This window comes from Winogradskyella poriferorum, from assembly GCF_036553625.1.
Taxonomy (GTDB): domain Bacteria; phylum Bacteroidota; class Bacteroidia; order Flavobacteriales; family Flavobacteriaceae; genus Winogradskyella; species Winogradskyella poriferorum.
In genome coordinates this window covers 192,120-216,610 of sequence record NZ_JAZHOU010000001.1, presented here as the reverse complement: position 1 = coordinate 216,610, position 24,491 = coordinate 192,120, and the positions used below count along the sequence as shown (strand labels likewise).

General features: G+C 33.9%; 20 protein-coding genes. 19 read left to right on the top strand and 1 reads right to left on the bottom strand.

The features are described from left to right. Nucleotides 1–69: 69 nt before the first annotated feature. Entirely contained in the window at nt 70–3,012 is a 2,943-nt protein-coding gene (locus V1468_RS01085) for a T9SS type A sorting domain-containing protein (protein WP_331808416.1), read from the bottom strand. Between the two features lie 266 nt (nt 3,013–3,278). On the opposite strand from V1468_RS01085, the gene V1468_RS01080 reads away from it, so the two are divergent. The 19 genes from V1468_RS01080 to V1468_RS00990 all read left to right on the top strand — a co-directional run bounded on the left by V1468_RS01080 (nt 3,279) and on the right by V1468_RS00990 (nt 24,441). Continuing rightward, a complete protein-coding gene (locus tag V1468_RS01080; protein ID WP_331808415.1) occupies nt 3,279–4,466 on the top strand; it encodes a UDP-N-acetylglucosamine 4,6-dehydratase in 1,188 nt (395 codons plus the stop codon). A 1-nt stretch (nt 4,467) separates the two neighbouring features. After that, nucleotides 4,468–5,616 carry a LegC family aminotransferase gene (locus tag V1468_RS01075; RefSeq protein WP_331808414.1) on the top strand — a complete coding sequence of 383 codons (1,149 nt, stop codon included), beginning with the start codon at nt 4,468–4,470 and terminating at the stop codon, nt 5,614–5,616. Continuing rightward, nucleotides 5,613–6,509, top strand: a complete 897-nt coding sequence (locus tag V1468_RS01070; RefSeq protein WP_076617862.1) for a methionyl-tRNA formyltransferase — start codon at nt 5,613–5,615, stop codon at nt 6,507–6,509. Before V1468_RS01075 ends, V1468_RS01070 begins: the two co-directional genes overlap by 4 nt. After that, nucleotides 6,506–7,528 (top strand): N-acetylneuraminate synthase, encoded by a 1,023-nt coding sequence (gene neuB, locus V1468_RS01065; protein ID WP_331808413.1) that lies wholly within the window; start codon nt 6,506–6,508, stop codon nt 7,526–7,528. Before V1468_RS01070 ends, neuB begins: the two co-directional genes overlap by 4 nt. Further along, nucleotides 7,525–8,634 carry a UDP-N-acetylglucosamine 2-epimerase gene (gene neuC / locus V1468_RS01060; protein ID WP_331808412.1) on the top strand — a complete coding sequence of 370 codons (1,110 nt, stop codon included), beginning with the start codon at nt 7,525–7,527 and terminating at the stop codon, nt 8,632–8,634. Before neuB ends, neuC begins: the two co-directional genes overlap by 4 nt. Continuing rightward, nucleotides 8,621–9,667, top strand: coding sequence for a nucleotidyltransferase family protein (locus tag V1468_RS01055; RefSeq protein WP_331808411.1), 1,047 nt, complete (start codon nt 8,621–8,623; stop codon nt 9,665–9,667). The genes neuC and V1468_RS01055 overlap by 14 nt, the downstream gene beginning before the upstream one ends. Nucleotide 9,668: 1 nt before the next feature. Continuing rightward, the gene (locus V1468_RS01050; protein WP_331808410.1) at nt 9,669–10,352 is read left to right on the top strand and encodes an acylneuraminate cytidylyltransferase family protein; all 684 of its coding nucleotides are present in this window, start codon (nt 9,669–9,671) and stop codon (nt 10,350–10,352) included. Next, complete coding sequence (locus V1468_RS01045; RefSeq protein ID WP_331808409.1) at nt 10,345–11,172, top strand: hypothetical protein; 828 nt, start codon at nt 10,345–10,347, stop codon at nt 11,170–11,172. The genes V1468_RS01050 and V1468_RS01045 overlap by 8 nt, the downstream gene beginning before the upstream one ends. A 51-nt stretch (nt 11,173–11,223) precedes the next feature. Continuing rightward, nucleotides 11,224–12,483, top strand: a complete 1,260-nt coding sequence (locus V1468_RS01040; protein WP_331808408.1) for a lipopolysaccharide biosynthesis protein — start codon at nt 11,224–11,226, stop codon at nt 12,481–12,483. A 3-nt stretch (nt 12,484–12,486) separates the two neighbouring features. Further along, complete coding sequence (locus V1468_RS01035; RefSeq protein WP_331808407.1) at nt 12,487–13,500, top strand: hypothetical protein; 1,014 nt, start codon at nt 12,487–12,489, stop codon at nt 13,498–13,500. A gap of 3 nt (nt 13,501–13,503) precedes the next feature. Continuing rightward, nucleotides 13,504–14,745 (top strand): O-antigen ligase family protein, encoded by a 1,242-nt coding sequence (locus V1468_RS01030; protein WP_331808406.1) that lies wholly within the window; start codon nt 13,504–13,506, stop codon nt 14,743–14,745. Then, complete coding sequence (locus V1468_RS01025) at nt 14,729–15,613, top strand: sulfotransferase domain-containing protein (protein WP_331808405.1); 885 nt, start codon at nt 14,729–14,731, stop codon at nt 15,611–15,613. The genes V1468_RS01030 and V1468_RS01025 overlap by 17 nt, the downstream gene beginning before the upstream one ends. Nucleotides 15,614–15,623: 10 nt before the next feature. Further along, entirely contained in the window at nt 15,624–16,475 is an 852-nt protein-coding gene (locus V1468_RS01020; RefSeq protein WP_331808404.1) for a sulfotransferase family 2 domain-containing protein, read from the top strand. Nucleotides 16,476–16,483: 8 nt separating this feature from the next. Further along, complete coding sequence (locus tag V1468_RS01015) at nt 16,484–17,572, top strand: glycosyltransferase family 4 protein (protein WP_331808403.1); 1,089 nt, start codon at nt 16,484–16,486, stop codon at nt 17,570–17,572. Further along, a complete protein-coding gene (locus V1468_RS01010) occupies nt 17,573–19,711 on the top strand; it encodes a bi-domain-containing oxidoreductase (RefSeq protein ID WP_331808402.1) in 2,139 nt (712 codons plus the stop codon). Between the two features lie 89 nt (nt 19,712–19,800). Then, nucleotides 19,801–21,018, top strand: coding sequence for a delta-aminolevulinic acid dehydratase (locus tag V1468_RS01005; RefSeq protein WP_331808401.1), 1,218 nt, complete (start codon nt 19,801–19,803; stop codon nt 21,016–21,018). Between the two features lie 2 nt (nt 21,019–21,020). After that, nucleotides 21,021–21,719: a WecB/TagA/CpsF family glycosyltransferase gene (locus V1468_RS01000; protein ID WP_331808400.1), complete on the top strand. Its 699-nt coding sequence runs from the start codon at nt 21,021–21,023 to the stop codon at nt 21,717–21,719. Between the two features lie 446 nt (nt 21,720–22,165). Further along, the gene (gene wecB, locus V1468_RS00995) at nt 22,166–23,260 is read left to right on the top strand and encodes a non-hydrolyzing UDP-N-acetylglucosamine 2-epimerase (protein WP_331808399.1); all 1,095 of its coding nucleotides are present in this window, start codon (nt 22,166–22,168) and stop codon (nt 23,258–23,260) included. 89 nt (nt 23,261–23,349) lie between these two features. Further along, complete coding sequence (locus tag V1468_RS00990; protein WP_331808398.1) at nt 23,350–24,441, top strand: MraY family glycosyltransferase; 1,092 nt, start codon at nt 23,350–23,352, stop codon at nt 24,439–24,441. Nucleotides 24,442–24,491: the final 50 nt, after the last annotated feature.

Genomic DNA, 24,491 nt, shown 5'->3' with positions numbered 1-24,491 from the left:
TGTTAAGCTAAACTAAAAAACGCATTCTTATCAAGAATGCGTTTTTTACAAAAGATGTATTGTCTAAGGTTATTTTAATATAACCTTCTGAGTTTTGTTTTGAGATGTGTTACTTAATTCAACAATATAAACACCAGGGTTTATATTGTTTACATCAATGCTTTGCAATCTTAGATTGGTAGTTAAAGTCTTAGAGCTTATTAAGCGACCTTGAATGTCATAAACCTTAGCAACAGTGTTTTCACTTACTTCACCAGCAATGTAAATAGAACGATTTGTTTGATCTGCATATATCGTTAAACTATCAAATACATTTTCAGTAGTTGAAAGCGTAGTGTTTGTAAAGTGAATGTAGAATCTACCAGTTCCCATCAGATTTGTATTTGGTGTTAAAATATAATCTGAGGTATTTAAAAGTGTAAAGGTGTTAGATAGATTGTCTTCTAAATATACGTTGACTGTATTTGGTAAAGTCGTTTCAGAAATACTAAAAGTTAATTGTTCTCCCTGATTAGCATTTACACCAAGAGGAATAGTAACATTAGTATAATCTGTATCGCTTAATGCTTGTAAAGCAATAGGAAGTCCTGTATTATCTTGAACCAAGTGTGAATATATAGCAAAGCTTGGTGCAGAACCACCCCAAATTACAGCGTCATAGCCAGAGTCTAGACCTTGGCTAGCATTCGAATTAAAATAGAATTCTGTATTGTAATTGTTATTAGCAGTTGAAGCGTTTAATTCTAAAAACGTTAAAGAACTACTATTTCTTCCTGCAATAAAATCATCAGAGCTTCCAGTTGTTCTCATTGCTGGTGTAAACTCAATATCATGCGCTAATACATCATTACCATCTGCTGCAATAAAGAAACCTTGTCCAGGAGAAATTAACTCACCAGATGCATTCGCAAGAGTGATTATTTTCCAACCATCAGAAGCATTACCATCATAACCATAAATACCAGATGCGCTTTCCATTAAATCAATATTTCGTTCTCCAGAAGTTTGAGTGCTTACAACATGGGTTAAGAATGCTTCTGCATCAATGTAAGATGGATAAGGATTTCCTATTAGGTTCCATTCAGCATACGAAGCACCTGCACCTATAGTTATATCCTTAATTACATCACCAGTGTTTGCGGTTCCGGTAAAGGTTAAAGTTGCTCTATCAGTAGTAGCAGCTCTGTATCCTGTAGCGGCATCTAATGTTGTTGCTGCATTTGTTGTGGCATCATAGTTTTCATAAACGTCAGTATTGTTATTAAAAGGCGCAAAAGCTCTCGTAGAACCAGATGCGAGTAAATTAGCATTTGCACTGTCAAAACTTCCAAAGGCTTGTCCAGTAACAGGTGCAGATATTAAGTCGTTATCATTGTTGGTTGCATCGTTTGTGAAAGAATTGACACTACGATTATAAGTTACTGTACCTGTTATAGATCCATCTAGAATTAAGCTAGAGTAAGATGTAGATACAGATTCTAGAGTAAGGCTGTTAACGGTTAATGTTGCTCCAGAAGCAACCTCCAACCCTGCACCAGGGTTAATAACGACATCATTTAGACTAACATCAGAGTTTAAAACAGCAACACCATCTACTACAATGGCGTCTGATGCACCAGTCGTTCCATCAGGATCCGCAGGATACCAAGAACCGTCAGAATATGCATAACCATTGTAGATACCCTCAACTTTAAAGTTATCGAACTCTATAACATCACTTCCTCCATTAAGAGTACCAGTTAATATTAAACCTACTGTAGAAGTTCCGTCAGCAACAGGAATAGAAATAGTTCCGTTTACACCAGGTGAACTATCAGGATCGTTAAAATATTCTACTGAACCTTGTCCAACTCCATCAATTACAATCTCATAGTCACCTGTCTCGGCATTTGCAAAAGCATGGTAGTCGAAGCTAACTGTTATGGAACTATAGTTAGAAACATCAACGTCATCAAAAGTGAAAGTATAAGGAGATAATGTAGGTTCACCAGTTTCCCCTCCTAAATCTCTGCCAAATGCTGTATTGCCAGAGAAATTGCCATTATTACTAGAAGCAGCTTGTATAAATAAACCTTCATTAGGTGATGTTGGGTCAACAAATAACTGCGACTCTATATCATTATTCCAGTTTGGATATGTACTATCAAAATCTTCAATAACAATGGTAATAGCAGGACTAGATTCATTGTCTTCAATTGTTAAGTCAAACGTAGATTGCGTACCTAGAGTGGCCATATTTCCACCAGTTACACTTGTAATGGTAAAGGTTAGGGTTTCATCACCTTCAAAAACAGTATCATCAGTAACTGTAATAGTGACTGTTTCGTCGGTTGAAGACCCAGCAGGAAAGGTTACGGTTTGTGTTGTGTATCCATTAATATCTGCATTGTCACCTGTAGTTAATTCTACATCAAAAGAAGTCGCGTTGGTGCCATCAGGATTTGTAATCGAAAAAGTTAAATCGGTTGTACCAACTCCTTCTAAAACTGACGCAGAAGCCGAAGCAAATTCTACAGAAGTGATTGGTGAACCGGAAGTAGCCACTAACTCTAAATTTCTTAGTCTTACATCTTTTCCTGAACTTCCATTACTAGAAATTCTTATCACTACTTGGGAAGTTAGAGAATTTAAAGAAAAAGTACCTCCATCAATATAAGATGATGATGAAGGAGTGTTTGAAACTTCTGTTTGAGCATATGTAGCACCACCATCGTCAGAAATTTCAATTTTTGCTGCATTGTTAGTGCCACTTCCGAATGTAGCAACATCTAATGTAAATGTTGCACTACTATAAGAAGAAAGGTCATAGGTAGCAGTAATTATAAAGTCATTGGTTGTGCCGTCTTCAACAAGCCAGTAAGATCCGCGGTCAATGTCGTTAGAGGTGACATTGTTTTCAAATGTCCAGCCTGCAGGAGCAGTACCTCCACCAGCTTCGTTAAAAATAGTTATCTGCCCAAACCCTAAACTTGTAAATAAAATGGCAACTAAAAATGTGTAAAAATGTTTCATGTGTTTTTTTAAATGAATTGTTTATCAATAACACATAAGAATCAATTAAGGCATTTTGCAGGTAGAAAGGGATTTCAAATATAATAAAACAAAGCAGTCCTTAAACATTTAGATATTAACAAAGCGTTAATTATATTAAAAATATCATTGAATGATATTATCTTCTGAAGATAATAGTTTGTAAAACTAAAACCCTAATGTTTTTTAGGAGATTGTTGTATTTAGTTTAGTTTTGTTGAGAAGTAATTGACAATAAAATTATAGTAATGGAAATTCTATCTCTAATAGGAAGGGAAGCAGAATTATTTGTAGAAGATATTGCCAAGCATAATGAGGATTTGAACAAAATAGTTTCTTCCTCAGCATTTTTAGTTATTGGTGGTGCTGGTTCTATTGGGCAAGCTGTAACTAGGGAGATTTTTAAACGAAAACCCAAAAAGCTTCATGTAGTAGATATTAGCGAGAATAATTTGGTGGAACTGGTAAGAGACTTACGTAGTTCTGTCGGTTATATTTCGGGTGAGTTCAAAACTTTTGCTTTAGATTGTGGGTCAGATATTTATGATGCCTTTATAAAATCCGATGGTAAATACGATTACGTTCTAAATTTATCAGCTTTAAAACATGTACGTAGTGAAAAAGATCCTTATACTTTAATGCGTATGGTTGATGTTAATGTGTTCAATACCAATAAAACCATAGAACAAGCTGTAGCTCATGGTGCTAAAAAGTACTTTTGTGTTTCTACTGACAAGGCAGCCAACCCTGTAAATATGATGGGAGCTTCTAAAAGGATTATGGAAATGTTTTTAATGCAAAAAAGTCAGGATATTTCTATATCTACAGCACGTTTTGCAAATGTGGCGTTTTCTGATGGTTCTCTACTTCATGGATTTAATCAGCGCATGTTAAAACAGCAGCCTATAGTAGCGCCAAATGATATTAGACGTTATTTCGTTATTCCTAAAGAAGCAGGTGAATTATGCTTAATGTCAACTATTTTTGGAGATAATAGAGATATATTTTTTCCTAAGTTAAATGAAGGTTTACATCTGATTACATTTGCTGAAATAGCTGAGCGTTATTTAAGGCAACGAGGTTATGAGCCTGTAATTGTACATTCGGAAGATGAGGCAAGAGCAAAAGTGAAGGAGCTTTCTCAGCAGAAAAAATGGCCATGCTTATTTGTAAAGAGTGATACAACAGGAGAAAAAGACTTTGAAGAGTTTTTTACAGCTTCTGAAACCTTAGATATGAGTCAATTTAAGAATTTAGGAATTATTAAAAATTCTCTAAACATCGAAGCTGATAAACTAGAATTATTTGAAAAGACCATTTCAAGTTTGCGAGATCAAGGGAGTTGGGAGAAACAACAGTTAGTGGATTTGTTCAATAAAATGATTCCAAACTTTAATCATAAAGAAACCGGAAAGTATTTAGAGGCCAAAATGTAATATGAGAGACCTTTATTTAAACCAAACCATTCGTTTTATTCAAGAAACGTTTCAAACAACAAATTTTATCCCTTTACATGTGCCGCATTTTTCAGGTAAAGAAAAGCGCTATCTTAACGAGTGTATAGACACTACGTTTGTGTCTTCTGTGGGTAAGTTTGTAGATCAGTTTGAAGAACAAATAGCGACAATAGCGCAAACTAATCGTGCAGTAGCTGTGGTTAATGGTACTGCTGGCATACAGGTGGCTCTGCGTTTAGCAGGTGTGAGTGCAGGTGACGAGGTGCTAACACAAGCCTTGACTTTTGTGGCAACAGCAAATGCTATTGTATACAATAATGCGCATCCTGTGTTTTTAGATGTTGATATAGATACTATGGGTTTATCTCCAAGAGCTGTTTCAGACTTTTTAGAAGAACATGGAGACCTGCGAGAAGATGGTTGCTATAATAAAACAACCGGACGAAAAATAAGTGCATGCTTACCTATGCATACCTTTGGTTTTCCGGTACATTTAGATGAGCTTATAGTAGTTTGCAAAAAATGGAATATCCCTATAGTAGAAGATGCTGCAGAATCTTTGGGTAGCCTTTATAAGGGTAAACCTACCGGAAGTTTTGGTGAATTGGGTGTATTTTCTTTTAATGGAAATAAAATAGCCACTTCTGGTGGTGGTGGTGCAATTGTTACCAACAATAAAGTACTTGCAGACCAAGGAAAGTATCTCACCACTACTGCAAAGCAACCGCATGCTTATGAGTATTATCATGACGCTTTAGGGTATAATTACAGAATGCCTAATATCAATGCAGCTTTGGCATGTGCGCAATTGGAGCAATTGCAAGGTTTTTTAGAGAAAAAAAGAAAATTAGCATCAAGTTATAAAGCATATTTTAGTACAAAAGGCATTGATTTTAGAACTGAAACACAAGATACAAAAGCCAATTACTGGTTAATGTGTGTTGAGTTAGCAAACAAAGAAGAACGCAATCTGTTTTTAGAGACTACAAATGCTCAAGGTGTTATGACCAGGCCTATATGGCAACTAATGTTTAGATTGCCAATGTATAAGGATTGTACAAGAGACAGTCAAAAAAATGCTATATTTTTGGAAGAACGAATTGTTAATATACCAAGTAGTGTTATATGAGTCAAAAGAAGTTAAGAATAGGATATTTTGCTGACGGACCATGGTCGCATAGAGCTTTTGAAATAATCAATAATGATGATAGATTCGATATTCAGTTTATTGTACCTAGAACAGATACAACGGATATGGTGTTGTCTGATTTTTCTAAGAAATATAATATAGATTATTTTAAATTAGATAATGTCAATTCACCTTCCAGTTTAGAAAAGATTAAAACATACGATTGCGATGTTTTAGTGTCAATGAGTTTTAATCAGATTTTCAGAAAAGGCATAATTAATTTAACACCAAAAGGTATAATTAATTGTCATGCTGGTAAATTACCTTTTTATAGAGGGCGAAATATCTTGAATTGGGCACTTATTAATGATGAAAAAGAATTTGGTATCACAGTACATTTTGTTGATGAAGGTATTGATACAGGTGATATTATTCTACAGGATACTTTCCCTATAACGGATGAAGATGATTACGCTTCTCTTTTAGAAGTAGCATTTGTAGAATGTTCACGTTTGTTATATGATGCTTTGGTGAAAATAGCTGAAAATGACTATGAAAGAATAGATCAAAAGACCATTCATCCTGTTGGTTTTTATTGTGGAAGAAGAGGTGTTGGTGACGAAATTATTAATTGGAATGACACTTCAAGAAACTTATTTAACTTCATACGTTCAATATCCACACCAGGTCCAATAGCAAGAACTGTCAATAACTCACAAGAAATAAAAATCAATAAGTCAAGGTTAATTCCTGATGTCCCAAATTATATTGGTACAGTTGGCCAGGTGCTTAGTAAAACTGAATCAGGATTTTTGGTAAAAACTAAAGACTCTTTTATTGAAATATTAGATGTAGATGGTAAAATAAGAGTAGGTGATAAATTAGGAAAATGAGTAAAGTAATTATAATTGCTGAGGCAGGTGTAAATCATAATGGAGATATAAGTTTAGCGAAAAAGCTAATTGATGCAGCTGTTGATGCTAAGGTGGACTATGTAAAGTTTCAAAGTTTCAAAGCAGATAAGTTAGCAAGTCCTGATGCTAGCAAAGCCGATTATCAAGCAAAAAATATGCAGGATAGTGATAACTCACAATACAATATGCTTAAGAGTCTCGAAATTAGCCATCAAGATCACTTAGATTTAATCGCTTATTGTAAAGGGAAGGATATTAAATTCTTATCAAGTGCTTTTGATGCTGAGGGTGTTAAATATTTAGATGATCTAGGTTTAGATATATTCAAAGTACCAAGTGGTGAAATTACAAACTATCCTTATTTAAAAGCTATTGCAAAAACAAATAAGTTAGCGATTTTATCAACCGGAATGGCTGACATAGAAGAAATAAAGGTGGCACTGGAAGTGCTTCAAAATAATGGTGTAAAAAAAGAGAACGTTATAATTTTACACTGTAACACGGAGTACCCAACTCCAATGGAAGATGTAAACCTTAAAGCAATGCTTACAATCGAAAAGGAACTAGGTGTTACTGTAGGTTACTCAGACCATACATTGGGTATTGAGGTGCCTGTTGCAGCAGTTGCTTTAGGAGCAAAAGTGATAGAAAAACACTTTACACTTGATAAGACCATGTCTGGGCCAGACCATAAAGCATCGTTAGAGCCTAATGAATTAAAAGAAATGGTCAAAGCCATAAGAAATATAGAGAAGGCAATTTCTGGTAATGGTAAAAAAGAGCCTTCAAAGAGTGAGCAAAAAAATATTAGTATAGCAAGGAAGAGCATATATATAGCAAAAGATATGGTTTCTGGTGATGTTATTTCAGAATCAGACATATTGCCCTTGCGTCCAGGAGATGGTATTTCGCCAATGCGATGGAACGACATTGTGGGTAAAACACTCGCAAAAGATGTTAAAAAGTTTGACAAATTAACCTGGACCGATATCGTATGAAAATAGGTGTCCTAACAAGCTCTAGAGCAGATTACGGAATATATCTACCATTATTAAAGCAATTAGAGATAGATCCTTATTTCCAAACAGAGATCATTGCTTTTGGTACACATTTGTCACAAGGACATGGATACACATTAAGAGATATTAAGAAAGATGGTTTTAAAGCGATTCATACAATTGCTTCCTTAGAGGCTGACGATAGCCAATATGGTATTGCCAAATCTTATGGAAATACAGTTTTAAAGTTTGCTGATTTTTGGAAATTGCATACGTTCGATTTGGTCTTCTGTCTTGGCGATAGATTTGAGATGAGTGCCGCAGTTCAGGCAAGTATTCCTTATGGAGTGCCTATGGCTCATATACATGGAGGAGAAACTACTTTAGGTGCTATAGATAATATATATAGGCATCAATTAACACTAGCTTCCAAGTTACACTTTGTTGCTACATTAGATTACAAGAAAAAAGTAGAACAGCTAACAGAGAGTGCAGATAGTATCTTTAATGTGGGAGCATTAAGCTTAGATGGTATTCAGGATTTTATTCCTGTTGAAAGACAAAAGATATTCGGCGAATTTAACATTAAAGACGAACCCTTTGCGTTGGTTACATTTCATCCAGAGACTGTTGCTGTAGAGCGTAATAATGAGTATGCTTCGCAAATGAGAATCGCTTTAGAAGCCTTAACAAACGAATTACAGATTGTGGTTACAATGCCAAATGCAGATACCTTGGGAGGTGTATATAGAAACGAGATAAATAGACTCAAAGAAAATGTTCCTGATAAGGTGGTCTTGGTTGAAAATTTTGGAAAGGCAAATTATTTTTCGGCAATGCATTATTCAACCCTATTAATAGGAAATACTTCAAGTGGAATTATAGAAGCTGCATCATTCAAAAAGTATGTAGTAAATGTAGGTGATAGACAAAAGGGAAGAGCACAAAGTGAAAACACCTATGATGTAGATTTTAATGCGGTAAACATTGTAAATAAAGTAAAGGAAGTACTAAGGTTGCCTGTTTACTCAGGCGATAACACTTATTATAAAGAAAACACAGCTAATACGATTATAAAAACAATTAAAGAGTATGATAAACTATAGAGAGCATTTAGTTCTTAATAAAACAACCATACGTGAAGCTTTGGCAAAATTAGACGTGTTGGCAGCTAACGCTGTTGTTTTTGTTGTAGATGATTCAGATAAGCTTATAGGCTCATTAACAGATGGCGATGTGCGCAGAGGTTTGTTAAAGGGTGTAAGTATAGAGGAGTCTGTAGAAGCTATAATACAAGATAATCCTAAATTTATTAGAAAAGACGAAAGAGATATACTTCAAATTATAGATTTTAGAGAGCGTAATTTTAAAATTATACCAGTTTTAGATAAAGACGATAGAGTTATTAATATCGTTAATTTTAGATATATGCGCTCATATTTGCCTGTAGATGCTGTTATCATGGCAGGAGGCAGAGGGCAGCGATTAAGACCGTTAACCGATACAACACCAAAACCATTGCTTAAAGTAGGTGATAAATCTATTATGGAGCACAATGTAGATCGGTTAGCACTTTACGGTATTGATGATTTTTGGTTTTCAGTTAGGTATTTAGGAGAACAGATAGAGGATTACTTTGGAGATGGTAGTGAAAAGAACTGTGCTATTAGTTACGTGTGGGAAGATGAGCCTCTAGGCACTATTGGTTCGGTTTCTAAAATCAAAGATTTTAAGCATAATCATGTTTTAATATCCAATTCAGATGTGTTAACCAATTTAGATTACGAAGCGTTTTACTTAGATTTTATAAAGCAAGATGCGGATTTGGCTGTAGTTACAATACCTTACAATGTAAGTATACCTTATGCTGTATTAGAGACATCTAATAATCATATTATAGATTTTAAAGAAAAGCCAACATATACTTACTATTCTAATGGTGGTATATATTTGATGAAAAAAGAGGTTTTAGACTTAATTCCTGAAAATGCACTTTTTAATGCCACGGATTTAATGGAAAAACTTATAGAAATGAGCAAAAAAGTAATTTCTTTTCCATTAATTGGGTATTGGTTAGATGTGGGTAAGCACGAAGATTTTGAAAAAGCACAGGTAGATATTAATAATATAAAATTCTAATTTGAGACCATTAGTTCTAATACCAGCCAGAGGAGGGTCTAAAGGTGTGCCGGGAAAAAACATTAAGTTGCTAAACGGTAAACCTTTAATACAGTACACTATTGATGCTGCTAGAGCGACATTCAATGATAATGTTATATGTGTTTCTACTGATGACAAAAAAATAAAAAGCACAGTCGAATCCCTTGGTTTAGAAGTCCCTTTTCTACGTCCAGAAGTCTTAGCTACAGATACAGCAACGTCAGAAGATGTTATAAAACACGCTTTAAAATTCTATAAAGAAAGAGGATACCAGGCAGATACATTAATATTGCTTCAACCTACATCACCTTTTAGAACGGCCCAACATATTAAGGATGCTTTAACTCACTATAATGACAACCTGGATATGCTGGTTTCGGTAAAAGAAACAAAATCTAATCCTTATTACGTACTTAGAGAAGAAAACGAGCAAGGGTATTTGGTAAAGTCTAAGGTGTCTAATGCCAAAAGAAGGCAAGATGTGCCAACAGTTTGGGAACTCAATGGTGCTATTTATATCATAAATACAAGATCAATTGAAGATAATTCTTTAGCAGAACTGGCTAAAGTGAAAAAGTTTGAAATGGATGAATTAAGCTCCCATGATATAGATACAGTATTGGATTGGAAAGTAGCCGAAGAAATTTCTAAAATGGATGAGTAACATTATATTTCATATTGGTTTACATAAAACAGGTACAACATATCTGCAAAGGGAGTATTTTCCGCAATTAGCACTAAAATACATTAAAGCCAGTGAGCCGTATTACAAGGTGTTAATGGGTATGAATATAGTTGAACAACCTGTATTAATATCTGAAGAAAACTTAAGCGGAAGACTATTTGGTGGAAATAAATTAGAAGAATGTCTTAGTACAATCCGTAGTATTAAAGAAATGTATCCAGAGGCTAAAATTGTTGTTGGTTTTAGGAAGCATTCGGATTATATCTTATCATCTTACAAGCAATTCCTGCATGAAGGGAATGCTTTAAAGTTTAAAGATTTCTTCAATTTTGAGAATACAGGTGTTTTAAAACAAGAAGATGTAGTTTTTAGAAGTTTTATTGAAGTAGTACAGCATAGTTTTGAAGATGTTTTTATCTACACGTTAGACGATTTAAAAGCGATGGAATCATTTCATAAATCGTTTTCAGAATTTTTAGGGTTAGAAGACGCATCTATAAATTTTGAGTCAAAAAAGGTGAATTCAGGTATTCGTACCAGTTTTCAAACAAAATTATTATACCGCTTAAATTATATAGATATTAAGTTTTATAAGATGTTTAAATTTAAGTTGCTGTATAGTAAACTTTTTAAGTTTTTAAATATTACTCCTCGTAAAATTTGTCAGAAATATTTACCTGATTTTGGTAAAAAGTTTATGCTCAACCCTAATACTGTGTCAGAAATAAATAAAAAATTTGACCAAGATTGGAATTATGTGTTGACTAAAAAATCCATACAAGCTAATAAGAATACATAAATAAAGTTAAGGTGTAATTTTGTACATGTATTCTTTTAATTATCGTGTTAATTGAAAAAAAAACTAACCAATATAAAAAAACATTCAGCAGGTGGTAGATATGTAGTGTCTGGGCTTATAATGACATTTGCATCACTAATCACAGGTTTTATAGTTCTTAGTTGGATTAATCCCGAAGAGCTAGGGAGATGGCAGAGTTACACTGTTTTTATTGGTTATGTTCAATTACTTGCCTTAGGAATACCGCAAGGTATTAATAGAGAGTTGCCATATTGGTTAGGTAAAGATCGTATAGATACAGCACTAGAGAAATTAAAAACTGCTGGCGCATTTGTAAATAAGTTGGTGGTTGCTCTGTATGTAGTTTTAACAATTGTTGCTATAGTATTATATACTGCCAATGCGATAGAAAAGGAAGGCCTGGCAATGTTAATGTTTGCAGGATCTTTGGCATTTTTCAATATTCAAAGAAGTTTCCTGGGAGCAACTTACAGAACGTCCAAGGAATTTGCTAAGCTTACCAATATCCAGTTGGCAATAAGTGCGCTTTATATGTTGCTTATTCCATTAATATACGTTTTTGATATTTGGGGTTACGTTGCTTATCAGTTTGTTATTAATGGTGTTTTTGTGATTTTATTCAAAATATACCGACCTTATAAAATAAAATACAACTTCAATAAGGAAGATTTTATAGACCTGTTTAAAGTTGGTTTCCCAATTTTTTTCTGGAACTATATTGGTGTCATCTCGCGCTCAGTACCAAGATTGGTCTTAGTGATTTTTGGAAGTCCGCTACTAGTCGGTTTGTTTGCTCCTGCAGCCAATATTAATAATGCGGTTTTAGCAATTCCAAAATTTTTAAACAGATACTTATTCCCTAAAATGACTTTTAAATTTGGTCAAGATGGGAATAAAGAAAATGTATTTAAAACAGCATTACAGACCGTTAAATATCTCTTTTTGGTAATGCTAGGTGTTGGCTTGTTATTAGTGTTTTTATTGCCTTATGCTATTCCAATGGTGTTTCCTAAATATAAAGACGGTATTTTAGCAGCGCAGATAATGGTATTTTCTGGTGTGTTTTATAGCGTTAATACGGTGTTTCATGTGGCGCTTAATAGTCTTAAAGAGTTTAATTTCTTTAAGTATTTAATTTCGTTTAGGTTGTTGAGTTTGTTAATCTGTTCATACGTGTTTGTAACAATATATGATGATTTACTTTTAGGAGTGTCTATAGCAGCTGCAGTTACAGAATGTATTAATATGTTTAATTATTATGTGTTTCTCAAAAAAGCCAAAAGAAATTAAAGTATGACAAAGAGATATGTTCTTCTGGTTTTAAGCCCATTTCAATTCATCAATGTATTAGAGTATCTACATACTAAGACTATTAATTATAGTGACTGTGATCTTGTTTTACTATCCGAAAGACAAATCGCTATAGACCAGATCATAAATGAATTTGATGAAATAAAACAATTTGCCAATATACATATACCAATGTTAGGCAAGGGCAATTACTGGCTAAGGTTCTTAAAAACTAAAAAATTATTAAAACGATTTAATAAACACATACCTATAGTAGGTAATTTAGATAATCATTGGTCTAAGTACGTTCTTAAGAATTCGCCAAAAGAAATAAAACCTGTTGCGGTTGATGATGGTGCTGCTTCAATAGATATACTAAAACTTAGAAATAAAAATGAATATAGAACAAGCCATCCAAAAATATTAAGTAAAAAAGGTCTTCTAGAGTTTTTGTTTTTGAAGCCAAAAAAGGCGCTTCCTAAAAGTATAAGATTTTTTTCATGTTTTAATATTCAACCTAGTTCAAAAGACGAGTTATTAATAAATAATTTTGATTATACAAAAAGAAAATATCAAGTTAATGACTTAACTCTTGTAGACGAAATATGGGTGCTCGGTACTCCTTTGCTTCAGAAAGGATTTATAACCCAAGAAGCAAATGAATATGTTTTGGATACTTTAAAAGTATTTTCCGAAAATAAGGGTTTTAAGGTTAAGTATTTCATGCATAGAATTGAAAAGTTAGAGAATGATAATGGTTTTGAAATTGTAAAGAATACCATGCCTTTTGAGATGTTTTATCTTAATGCAAGAAAAAAGCCAAGATATATTATAAGTTATTATTCTACATCACTATATGTGCTCCATAAGATGGAATATGATACCAAGTTTGTGGCAATAAGAATTAATAAAGAATGGAGAGATAATGCCAATTGGAATAGAATAGATGAGGTTTACCATTTTTATAATTTAAATGGAATGGAAGTAATCGATATTAATGCCTTGTCTAAATTGTAGTATATGAAAAACTTATTCTACATTATTCTTGTTTTTATTGTTCTTTATCTTGGGGCAGATATCCTTGTTAGAGGTGAATCTGAAGGCTCAAGGCCAGTTGTTCAAATGATTGCCGGTGTTTCGTTGATAGGAATGTTGATTTATAATAATTATTATTTCGGCAAAAGAATAACTCTTCTGAAAGTTTTCGATTTTTCAAGGCTTTGGTTAATTTTTGTTGTTTTAGGGGTATTTTATTTTTTATTAAGTTTTATTGAGTTTCCTTCGATATACGCAAATATAAATTTAAGGTCTGTAATTATTTTGGTGTATGTCATTGCTTCAATGTTCTTTTTTTACAATGCCACAATTAACTTACATCTTAAAGGGAAAGCATTAAATCTACTCTTGCTAGCATTAATTTTAAATGGTTGTCTAGAAGTTTTTTTAGCAATTATTAATCCTTTAAATTCAGGTGGTATAAGAGTAGTTAATACATCGGCAGGCTATATATTTTTAATGATATTACCGATGTTAATGTATCGTTTTCAAAAGTATAATTTTTGGGTGTTTGGCTTAGCTCTAGTACTAACCCTAATGTCAGGAAAGAGAGGAGCAGTAGTAATATATATATTCATTATTATTTACTCACTCAGAAACTTTAAAGGGGTATTTAAGAATTTTAAATTTGATTGGAAGGCCTGGTTGTTTTTAGCCATATTATTTGTTGTTGGCCTTTATTTTATTGAGAATGCTTACGATAGTTTATCTCATAGATTTCTTAATATAGAGGACGAAAAAAGAGGCACAATAGGCTCTGGTAGAGATGTAATATGGTCAACGTTAATATATTTCTGGGCAGATGGTTCTGTATTTAATCAAGTTTTTGGATTTGGTTTTTATGCATCTCCAAAAATCGAAGGACATATTGCACATAATGATTTTGTTGAGTATTTAATAGACTTTGGTATTCTAGGTTTACTTTTGTGGTCTTTGATGCTATTTAGATTTTACAAAAACATAAAGAGGGTTAAAAAATACGACAAATACTTATACACATTATTGTTTTTTTGTCTTGTAGTTTTTGTCGGTAGAGGTTTTTTTGCTGGTACAAACAGAACAGATAATATTGTTTTAAGTATTTCTATGGGATATATTCTTGGTATTACATGTCTAAAATTGGTAAGCCTTAGGCAAAATCAATATATGCAGTATCAAAAAGATTCAGAAAAACAGATTGGTAATTTAGATGGTAAAAAAAATTAACACATTCTTAATTGGTGCGCAAAAAGCAGGTACCACAAGTCTATATGATTGGTTAGGGCAACACCCTCAGGTGTATGCTCCCGAAGAATTAAAAGATTACCATTTTTTTACAAATGAAAATTTCTTTAAGAAAGGAACTAAACATTTAGAATCCTTTTACAAAAAAGGAGATACAGATATAGCGTTGCATGGTGCCGTTAATTACATGTATTTTCATCACAAAGCTTGCGAAAGAATACAAGACTATAATAAAGACATTAAGATCATTATTTGTCTGAGAAACCCAATAAAAAGAGCGACTTCTGCATACAATTACTTTAAACGAACACTGCGTGAAGAAAACACCTTTGAGCAAGCTATTGAGGCAGAACTAAAAGGAGAGTTAAATACCTTTGAGCAACAATCTAATAATACTTACTTACAGCATGGTTATTATGCGAAGCAAATACAACCGTTTATTAACATGTTTAGAAAGGAAAATTGCCACTTTGTACTATTCGAAGAACTAATAGATAAACAAAAACAGCAAAATGTTATGAAAGAGGTTTGTGATTTTTTGGGTGTTGATAATAGCTTTCAATTCAAATATGTACATCTTAATGCAAGTGCACAACCGAAGTCAAAGTTCTATAATTATGTGATGAGAAAATCTGGTTTAACAAAGATTTTAAAGCCGTTATTACCACTTCGATACAGAAAAAGGTTGGGTAAGGCACTAGAGCAAAAAAATATAGGAGATAAAAAAATTGAAACAACAATAAGTCAAAGCACTCAAAAGTTTTTAGAACAAAAGTTTAGACATCAAGTTATAGAAACAGCGACACTCACAGGTAAAGACTTAGAGCAACTTTGGGGTTTTAGAAATTAAGTATGTTGTTATGAAAGACTTTTATTGCTTTATCCATATCGAAAAATGTGCTGGGACTACTTTGCATCATTCAATTAAATATAATTTACCAGGTTATTTAATACTTAAACCTTGGTATTATTGGTCAAATGAAAGAGGTAATTTCTTAAACGATAAAGAGCTTAGGTGGCTTAAAATTTGTTTCCCTTTTTTATCTGGTATGGGAGGTCATACTACAAGAACTTTTACAAACTACGAAAGTGTTGTAGGTAAAGATGTAAAGTATTTTACTTTTTTAAGAGATCCCATAGCAAGATATATGTCTCAGTATAATCATCATGTCAATAAGAAAGGAAGGGATTGGGCTATTGAAGATTTTGTAGAGGATAGGAGATTTAATAATTACATAACAAGGCGTGTAGCTGATGGAGAAGATTTAAATTTAGCTAAGTTAAGATTAAGTGAGGATTACTCTTTTGTGGGTTTGTTTGAAGATTTTGACGAATCATTGGTAATGTTAGAACAATTTATATTTAAAAATGAAATAGCTTTAAATTATGAACATAAAAATGATTCTTTAAGAGAAAATAAGGTTAGATACGATAATCTTTCTGAAGAATTAAAAAAATCAATTTTAAAAAATAATGCTTTAGACTTAGAATTATATGAATATGTTTGCAAAGAGATTTATCCAAAATATAAAAAAGATTATACAGGTAATTTAGAAGATGATACAAAGATTTTTAAGGATAAGAATAAGAGCTATCATTTTAATAAAATCAGGTATCAATTAATACGTTTCAGTAGAGTTTTAACAGACAATGTCATACAAAGGCTTGTGCATACTATTTTTAAGAATAAAACTGATTCTAATTTGGAATAAGAAATCTGATGAGTAAAAATATTTTAGTAATTGGTGCAGACCTAACCAGTAATGGAGGTATCGCCAGCGTAATAAAATCACATTACAAGGCTTATCAATCAAAAGAGTTTCCTTTTAAATTATTTTTGCTTAAGACCAATCATTATAAAGACAAATCACTGATTTTTGAAGTTCTAATTTTGTTCAAAGCATTCTTTCAGTGTTTGTATTTTATACTGTTTAAGAAGGTGAAAATTGTACATATACATTCTTCTGCAAAAGTCAGTTTTTTTAGAAAATCTATATTTCTTCTGTTAAGTAAGATAACTGGTAGGAAAATAATACTGCATCTACATTCTAGTGATTTTTATGGGTTTTTTCTAACAAAGAATAGACGATTAAAAAGATATATTAACTTTATATTTAACAGAGCTGATAGGATTGTTGTATTATGTACAGATTGGGAAAATAAGTTAAGGGAAGCCTACAATTTGAAGCATGTGGTTAGAATAGCAAACCCCATAAATCTTGAAAGTACGTCCATTCAAGAACATAAGGTAACAAACAACGATAATGATTTTACTCTGGCCTTTGTTGGGTTTTTAATAGAATCTAAAGGAATAAAAGATCTATTAATGGCTATGAAACAACTTAAAGACAAGGGGTATTCAAGTATTAAGTTAGCCATTGCAGGTAAAGGCGAATTAGAAACATACATCAACAAATTCATTACAGAGCATCAATTGTCACAAAATGTAGATTATATAGGATGGGTTTCAGGAGAAGACAAAGACAATCTTTATAAAAAATCCGATACCTTTATACTGCCTTCTTACAAAGAAGGTATGCCAATTTCTATTTTAGAAGCAATGAATTTTGGATTGCCAATAATTTCTACAAATATATCAGGCATACCAGATGTGATTACTGTGCCAAGAAATGGATTTTTGGTAACACCTGGTAATGTTGACGAAATTGTTAATGCAATAATAGATTGCTATAAAGACAAAGAACTAAGAGAAACGATAAGCCAAAATAACCTTGAAGACATTAAGAGGTTTTCGGCACATCAAATTTTTAATCAGATTACAGAAGTTTATTCAGATTTACTTAAATAAATGCAACAACTCACACAAAAACTAGGCTCAGGAGATATGATTATACAAGACGTACCTTATCCGCAATTAGGTAAGGGCATGGTCATTGTAAAAAACCATTATTCCATTATCAGTTCAGGTACCGAGGGCTCAACAGTTGTAGCCGCTCGCAAAAGCCTTATTGGTAAGGCAAAAGAGCGTCCGCAACAAGTAAAACAAGTTATAGATACCTTAAAAAAGCAAGGGCCTGTACAAACCTACAGAGCAGTGATGAAAAAGCTCGATGCCTATTCGCCATTAGGCTACAGTTGTGCAGGTGAAGTGGTAGAAGTGGGTGAGGGTGTTACCGAGTTCGAAATCGGTGATAAAGTAGCATGTGCAGGTGCAGGATACGCTAACCATGCAGAGATTGTATCCGTTCCGGTAAATCTTTGTGTAAAATTAGAAAACGATGCCAACCTTAAAGACGCAGCCTACAATACACTAGGAGCTATTTCTATGCAAGGAGTGCGTCAGGCAGATTTAAGATTAGGGGAATCTTGTGTGGTCATTGGTTTAGGGTTATTAGGTCAGCTGGCAGCATTAATTCTTAAAGCATCTGGTGTTACGGTGATTGGTATAGATGTGTCTGAAGCTGCGGTTAATCAGGCAGTAGAAAATAAAGTTGTTGATTTAGGATTAACAAGAAATGCAGCAGGTGTTGAAGAGCAAATTCTAAATGCAACAAAAGGTCATGGTGCAGATGCAGTAATCATAGCTGCGGCAACATCAAGTTTAGACCCAATTAATTTTGCTGGTGCTATAGCGCGTAAAAAAGGTAAAGTAGTGGTTCTGGGTGCGGTGCCAACAGGGTTCGATCGTGATCCATATTGGTATCGTAAAGAGTTAGAATTAAAAATGGCCTGTTCATATGGTCCTGGGCGCTATGATCTTAATTATGAAGAAAAAGGGATAGACTATCCATTGCCTTATGTACGTTGGACAGAAAAGCGCAATATGGAGGCATTTCAAAGTCTAATGGCAACCAAGCGTATAGATATTGGCTACTTAACCACGCACGAATTTGAGTTCGATAATGCCAAGGACGCTTTCGATTTGGTAGTGTCTAAATCAGAACCGTTTACAGGCATTGCTCTAAGATACGATACGTCTAAAGGTATTTCTAAAGCTAAAATAGCAACGTCTGATACTACTAAACTCGGAAAAGTTAATATTTCTTTTATTGGTGCTGGGAGTTATGCGCAAGGAAATTTATTACCTAACATTCCTGAGTCTGCTGAGGTTGGAAGAGTAGGCGTATTAACAAATACGGGAACAACATCTAAGCGTGTAGCAGAAAAGTTTAAGTTTCAATTTTGTGCTACAGAAGAAACCGATGTTTTAGACGACAAAACCAATACAGTCTTTGTGGCGACGCGTCACGATTCGCATGGGCCATATGTTCTAAAAAGTTTACAAGCCAGCAAAAATGTATTTGTAGAAAAACCGTTGTGCTTGTTAGAGACAGAATTAGAACAAATTATTGAAGCACAAGCAACAAATAAAAAGGCTGTAATGGTTGGCTTTAATAGACGCTTCTCACCTTTAACCAAGAAACTCAAAAAAGCAGTGGGTAATAACCCAATGACCATGATCTACAGAGTTAATGCAGGTGCAATACCAAAAGATACATGGATACAAGATGCCGAAATAGGTGGAGGTAGAATTCTTGGAGAAGCCTGCCATTTCATAGATTACTTAACATATCTCAACGGAAGTTTACCAACTAAGATAACGGCATCAGCATTGCCAGACGCCAATCAGTTAAACGATACCCTAAACATTTTAATTCAATTTGAAAATGGATCCTCAGGAGTTGTTGGCTATTATGCTAATGGTTCTAAAGCAATGACTAAGGAATATGTTGAGGTATTCTCGGCTGGTATGTCTGCAACGTTAAGCGATTTTAAAGAGCTAAAGATTTACGGAAAAGGGAAGCCAAAAAAGAAAAAGATCCTTAATCAGAATAAAGGTCAAAAAGAAATGGTAGAAGCCTTTGTCCATGGTTTACTTAAAGATGGTCAGGCACCAATTCCTTTTGAAGAAATTGTAGCAGTAACAAAAGCATCATTTAAAGTTTTAGAATCTATAAAACGTGGTGGCGAACAAGTTGATGTTTAATTAACGTCAGTTCGAGTGTTCCGACCTTTTAAGTCGGGATGTATCGAGAACCAATGTAAAAACTACAGTTTTCCTTAAGTCAATCGAACATGACAAATAAAATAAATGCGGATAGAAATCTGATGAAGTTTAAAACAAGCTTTCAAAACCTCAAAGCCTACTGCGAAGCCGAAAACTTTAAAGGTTGGGATCCATACGATGGCATGAATTCCAAAATCTTTCAGGCATTGCCCCTAAAATATTGGGATTTGGCACGTTTGGCCTGGATACAAGGCTTTAAGCGAAGTCCTGTTAATTTTAGGAAACTATTACTGGTGCCTAAGCAGCACAACTCAAAAGGGATAGCATTATTTCTTTTAGGCTATTGCAGGTTATACCAAGCAGCCAGTAATGGTAAAACCGAATTTGGAACCCCAGAAGAACTTTTAGAAAAGATAAAGTACATAACCCAACTACTTTTAGATATGAAAGTAGAAGGCTATGCAGGCGCATGTTGGGGTTATAACTTCGATTGGCAGGCAAGACGACTCTTCCTATTCAAAAAAAATACACCAACAGTAGTAGCAACAGCATTTTGTGTAGAAGCACTGATAGAAAGCTATAAGATTACACAAGACGAAAGCGTGTTAAATACTGCCTTGTCATCAGCAGAATTCGTACTAAAGGATTTATCCCGTACAGCACACGGTAATGGACACATCTTTTCATACAGTGTTAAAGACGGCAACAATACGGTAATCAATGCATCATTATTAGGAGCAAAAATTTTAAGCTATGCTTATAAATACAAGCAGAAGCAAACGTATTTAGACATGGCAAAAAAAGCGGTTTTGGCAGCTTGTGATTTGCAAAAAGACGATGGCTCTTGGATTTATGGCTTGCTTCCAGTACAATCTTGGAAAGACAGTTTTCACACCGGCTTTAATTTAGATGCTATAGAAACCTATCAACAAAATACGGACGATACCACGTTTCAAGAATACATAGATAAAGGGTGGAAATACTATACAGCACACTTTTTTGAAGCAGATGGCAAACCAAAATATTATCACGATAAAACTTATCCTATAGACATTCATTGTCCGGCACAAGTTATAGTAACAGCATCAAAACTCAAGCAATTCAAAGCACATACAGAGCTGTTAGAACGTACACTAAATTGGACGATTGAAAACATGCAATCTAAAAAAGGCTATTTTTACTACCAATACAGACAAGGCATTAGTTCAAAGATTCCATACATGCGATGGAGCAACGCTTTCATGTTTAATGCAATGTCTCATTATTACCTGGAAAAAAACAAATAATTATGCAGTCTCAAGCCCTAAATAATGTCATCACCTATGCGCCAAAATCCAGAGCGCAACTCATAGAGTATGCTTTTGAGCATCATAAAATTTTAGTGGCTGTAAATGCCGAAAAAATTCTACATGCAACAGGTCAAAGTAGAGCCATTATTAACCGAAACTTGGGCTACCCAGATGGTATAGGTGCTGTTTGGGCATTACATAAAAAAGGCTATAAAGATGTCGTTAAAATCCCAGGGTGCGAACTTTGGCTAAATATTGTAGAAAAGTACCATAATTCAAAGTCGTTTTATTTAGTAGGTGGGAAACAAGACGTTATTGAAGAAACAGTAACAAAGCTAAAACAAGACTTTAAAGGTATCAATATCTGTAACTATAGAAATGGCTACATTAAAACTGAAGCTGAAGAAAAAGGACTTATTGAAGATATTGTACAACACCAACCAGATGTGGTTTTTGTAGCTATGGGCTCACCAAAACAAGAGCTTTTAATGGAGCGCATACAACAGCAACATCAAGCCGTATATCAAGGCCTGGGCGGAAGTTTCGATGTGTATACAGGCAGCGTAAAACGCGCTCCAAAATGGTGGGTCAAAAACAATCTGGAATGGGCATACAGACTTATTAACCAGCCCTCAAGGATTAAGCGTCAAATTCATTTGGTACGTTTTTTTGCAAATTTAATATTGGGGAAATATTAATAACACAAAATAATGGCTGCTTAGCATTTTAAACACAACCCAAACCGCCACGTCAGTTCGAGTATTTTATTCGAAGTATGAGAATAAATGTATCGAGAACAACAAAATATATACAAATGTCATTCCGAGCGTAGTGAAGAAATCTCAAAAAAAGAAAAAGCCAATCCCAAAGATAAATTTTATAAATAAGACCAAGAGTCAATTCTTTAAGTTGCATTTAGTTTAATGATATTAAATAACAATATTTGATTAGGATCTCCGCTGGGTGTCCTCCGGAGCTCCTTCGGGTCTCCTTCGGGGTTCCTTCGGGTTAAGGCGGGTCTTTATCAAAAACATAAAAATCTTTAATACAAAAGCGGTAAGTCATACAAGAAAATTGTTAAAAACACATAAATTTGTGCTATCAATAAAATAACTATAATAAAATCAATCAACCTAAAACTATCATGTACAACATCACAATCATAGCAGGTGCAAGGCCTAACTTTATGAAAATAGCACCAATCATCCATGCTATTGAAAACGCAAAAAAGCGAGGTGAAGCCTTAGACTACCGTTTAGTACACACTGGACAGCATTATGATAAGAATATGTCAGGTAGTTTTTTTGAACAGCTTAGTATTCCAGAACCGCATATCAATCTTGAATGTAGTGGTGGTACGCAAGCTGAGCAAACAGCAGCGATTTTAGTGAATTTTGAAAAGGAGTTAACTCAGCATCCTGCAAATTTGGTTTTAGTGGTAGGAGATGTTACTTCAACTATGGCATGTGCTTTAGTTGCGCAAAAACTGCACACTAAAGTGGCTCATGTTGAAGCAGGCATTCGTTCTGGGGATTGGACCATGCCAGAGGAAATTAATAGATTAGTTACAGACAGTATTACCAACTATTTCTTTACCACATCAGAACTGGCTAACCAAAACCTTCGTAATAATGGTGTAGCGGACAACCAGATTTTTTATGTCGGTAATACCATGATAGATACGCTTTTAAAACAACGTCCAAACTTTAAGGCACCAGAGGTTTGGAGTCAATTACATCTTAAGCCTAAGTCTTATATTGTAATGACGCTTCATAGACCAGCTAATGTCGATGAAGAGAGCCAGTTAAATGCTATGATAGACGAGATTGTAGAAAACACTCAGGATTTGCCATTAATTTTTCCGGTGCACCCAAGGACGGCAAAAATATTAGAACGCTTAAAAGTGTCTCATCCAAGACTTCATATGGTAGCACCTTTAAGTTATTTAGAGTTCAATTATCTTGTAGAACATGCCAAGGCAGTGATTACAGATTCAGGTGGCATCACAGAAGAAACTTCTGTAATGAATGTACCTTGCATGACCCTAAGAGATAATACAGAGCGACCTGAGACTATGGATTTGGGAACAAATGAGTTGGTAGGAACAAATCCGAAGGCGATTAAACCGTATCTGGAAAAACTTTTTAAAGGAGAATGGAAACGCTATCAAACAATTCCGCTTTGGGATGGTAAAACTGCAGAAAGAATCGTAAGTCATATTTTAAATATAAACAAGTAATAATTTGTAGATATTGTCCCAAACATCTTATTCTTCATTTGGAAATTTGTATCTTTCTAAACCCCTAAGATGTTTTAAAATCAACCCGCATGTTTGAAACATTACTTGAGAATTTTACCCCTGAAAAAAATATAACCATCTGGCTCATTGTGGCTTTTGTACTGGCGTTTTTAATTGCTTTTCAGACGTTCCCTACCATATTGTATGTGGCCAAAGAGAAACATTTAATGGATGAACCTGATAGTAGAAGCGTACATTCTGATAAAACACCAACGCTTGGAGGTATAGGTATTTTTGTTGGGCTTATTGTAGTAATGACTCTTGTAGGGGCTTTTCTAAATACTAAAGTGCTACTCCTTGTAATGGGTGGCTTAACCATTCTTTTTTTCTTAGGGCTTAAAGACGATTTAACGGTGCTTTCTGCAAGGAAAAAATTTATCGGTCAAATCGTTGCAGCGAGTCTGCTTATTGTGTTTACCAACACCAGAATAATAGGCTTCTCTAAGATTTTAGATATTGATGTTTTGCCGTATTGGGTGTCTGTAGGGTTTACACTATTTGTATATATTCTTATTATTAATGCTTACAATTTAATTGATGGTGTAGATGGATTGGCAGGTACAATAGCATGTTGTATTAGTGCAATCTTTGTTTATCTCTTCGTTAATTCTAATGAATTGAGTTTAGCTACTATAGCTATTGCACTGTGCGGATGTTTATTGGCCTTCTTAAGATTTAATTTTTCAAAGACAAATAAAATCTTTATGGGAGATACAGGATCTATGATTGTAGGGTTCCTTTTAGCGTTTTTTACAATCAGTTTTATTAATATGGCACAGTTAGATAAGTCATCAGCTTATTTTAAAGCATCGCCAGCCTTAGCATTTGCACTATTATTCTACCCGCTTTTAGATACACTCCGTATTTTTTTAATTAGGGTTGTTATTCATAAAACAAGTCCTTTTAAAGCCGATAAAAATCATATTCACCATAAATTTATAAAATATGGTTATAGCCATTTAATGACTACTGTTTTAATCAGTAGTATTAATGTTGTTATAATAGGGATAGCATTTAATTTGTTACACCTTAATCTAAATACACAAATTATATTTTTAATGCTTTATGGTTCTGCACTTTATACATTGCCGTTTCTGCTAAAGAAAATAGGTAATAAATAAGTTTAAGACAAAGCTGAGGTTGTCATAATATTATAATTGCTTTTGCCAAT

Bases quoted from the DNA above. Each gene is read 5' to 3' on its own strand.
- V1468_RS01025 (WP_331808405.1), top strand. From the start codon at position 14,729: ATGGTAAAAAAAATTAACACATTCTTAATTGGTGCGCAAAAAGCAGGT.
- V1468_RS01075 (WP_331808414.1), top strand. From the start codon at position 4,468: ATGAGAGACCTTTATTTAAACCAAACCATTCGTTTTATTCAAGAAACG.
- neuC (WP_331808412.1), top strand. From the start codon at position 7,525: ATGAAAATAGGTGTCCTAACAAGCTCTAGAGCAGATTACGGAATATAT.
- V1468_RS01055 (WP_331808411.1), top strand. From the start codon at position 8,621: ATGATAAACTATAGAGAGCATTTAGTTCTTAATAAAACAACCATACGT.
- neuB (WP_331808413.1), top strand. From the start codon at position 6,506: ATGAGTAAAGTAATTATAATTGCTGAGGCAGGTGTAAATCATAATGGA.
- V1468_RS01045 (WP_331808409.1), top strand. From the start codon at position 10,345: ATGAGTAACATTATATTTCATATTGGTTTACATAAAACAGGTACAACA.
- V1468_RS01010 (WP_331808402.1), top strand. From the start codon at position 17,573: ATGCAACAACTCACACAAAAACTAGGCTCAGGAGATATGATTATACAA.
- V1468_RS00990 (WP_331808398.1), top strand. From the start codon at position 23,350: ATGTTTGAAACATTACTTGAGAATTTTACCCCTGAAAAAAATATAACC.
- V1468_RS01070 (WP_076617862.1), top strand. From the start codon at position 5,613: ATGAGTCAAAAGAAGTTAAGAATAGGATATTTTGCTGACGGACCATGG.
- V1468_RS01015 (WP_331808403.1), top strand. From the start codon at position 16,484: ATGAGTAAAAATATTTTAGTAATTGGTGCAGACCTAACCAGTAATGGA.
- V1468_RS01000 (WP_331808400.1), top strand. From the start codon at position 21,021: ATGCAGTCTCAAGCCCTAAATAATGTCATCACCTATGCGCCAAAATCC.
- wecB (WP_331808399.1), top strand. From the start codon at position 22,166: ATGTACAACATCACAATCATAGCAGGTGCAAGGCCTAACTTTATGAAA.
- V1468_RS01085 (WP_331808416.1), bottom strand. From the start codon at position 3,012: ATGAAACATTTTTACACATTTTTAGTTGCCATTTTATTTACAAGTTTA.
- V1468_RS01020 (WP_331808404.1), top strand. From the start codon at position 15,624: ATGAAAGACTTTTATTGCTTTATCCATATCGAAAAATGTGCTGGGACT.
- V1468_RS01080 (WP_331808415.1), top strand. From the start codon at position 3,279: ATGGAAATTCTATCTCTAATAGGAAGGGAAGCAGAATTATTTGTAGAA.
- V1468_RS01035 (WP_331808407.1), top strand. From the start codon at position 12,487: ATGACAAAGAGATATGTTCTTCTGGTTTTAAGCCCATTTCAATTCATC.
- V1468_RS01030 (WP_331808406.1), top strand. From the start codon at position 13,504: ATGAAAAACTTATTCTACATTATTCTTGTTTTTATTGTTCTTTATCTT.
- V1468_RS01005 (WP_331808401.1), top strand. From the start codon at position 19,801: ATGACAAATAAAATAAATGCGGATAGAAATCTGATGAAGTTTAAAACA.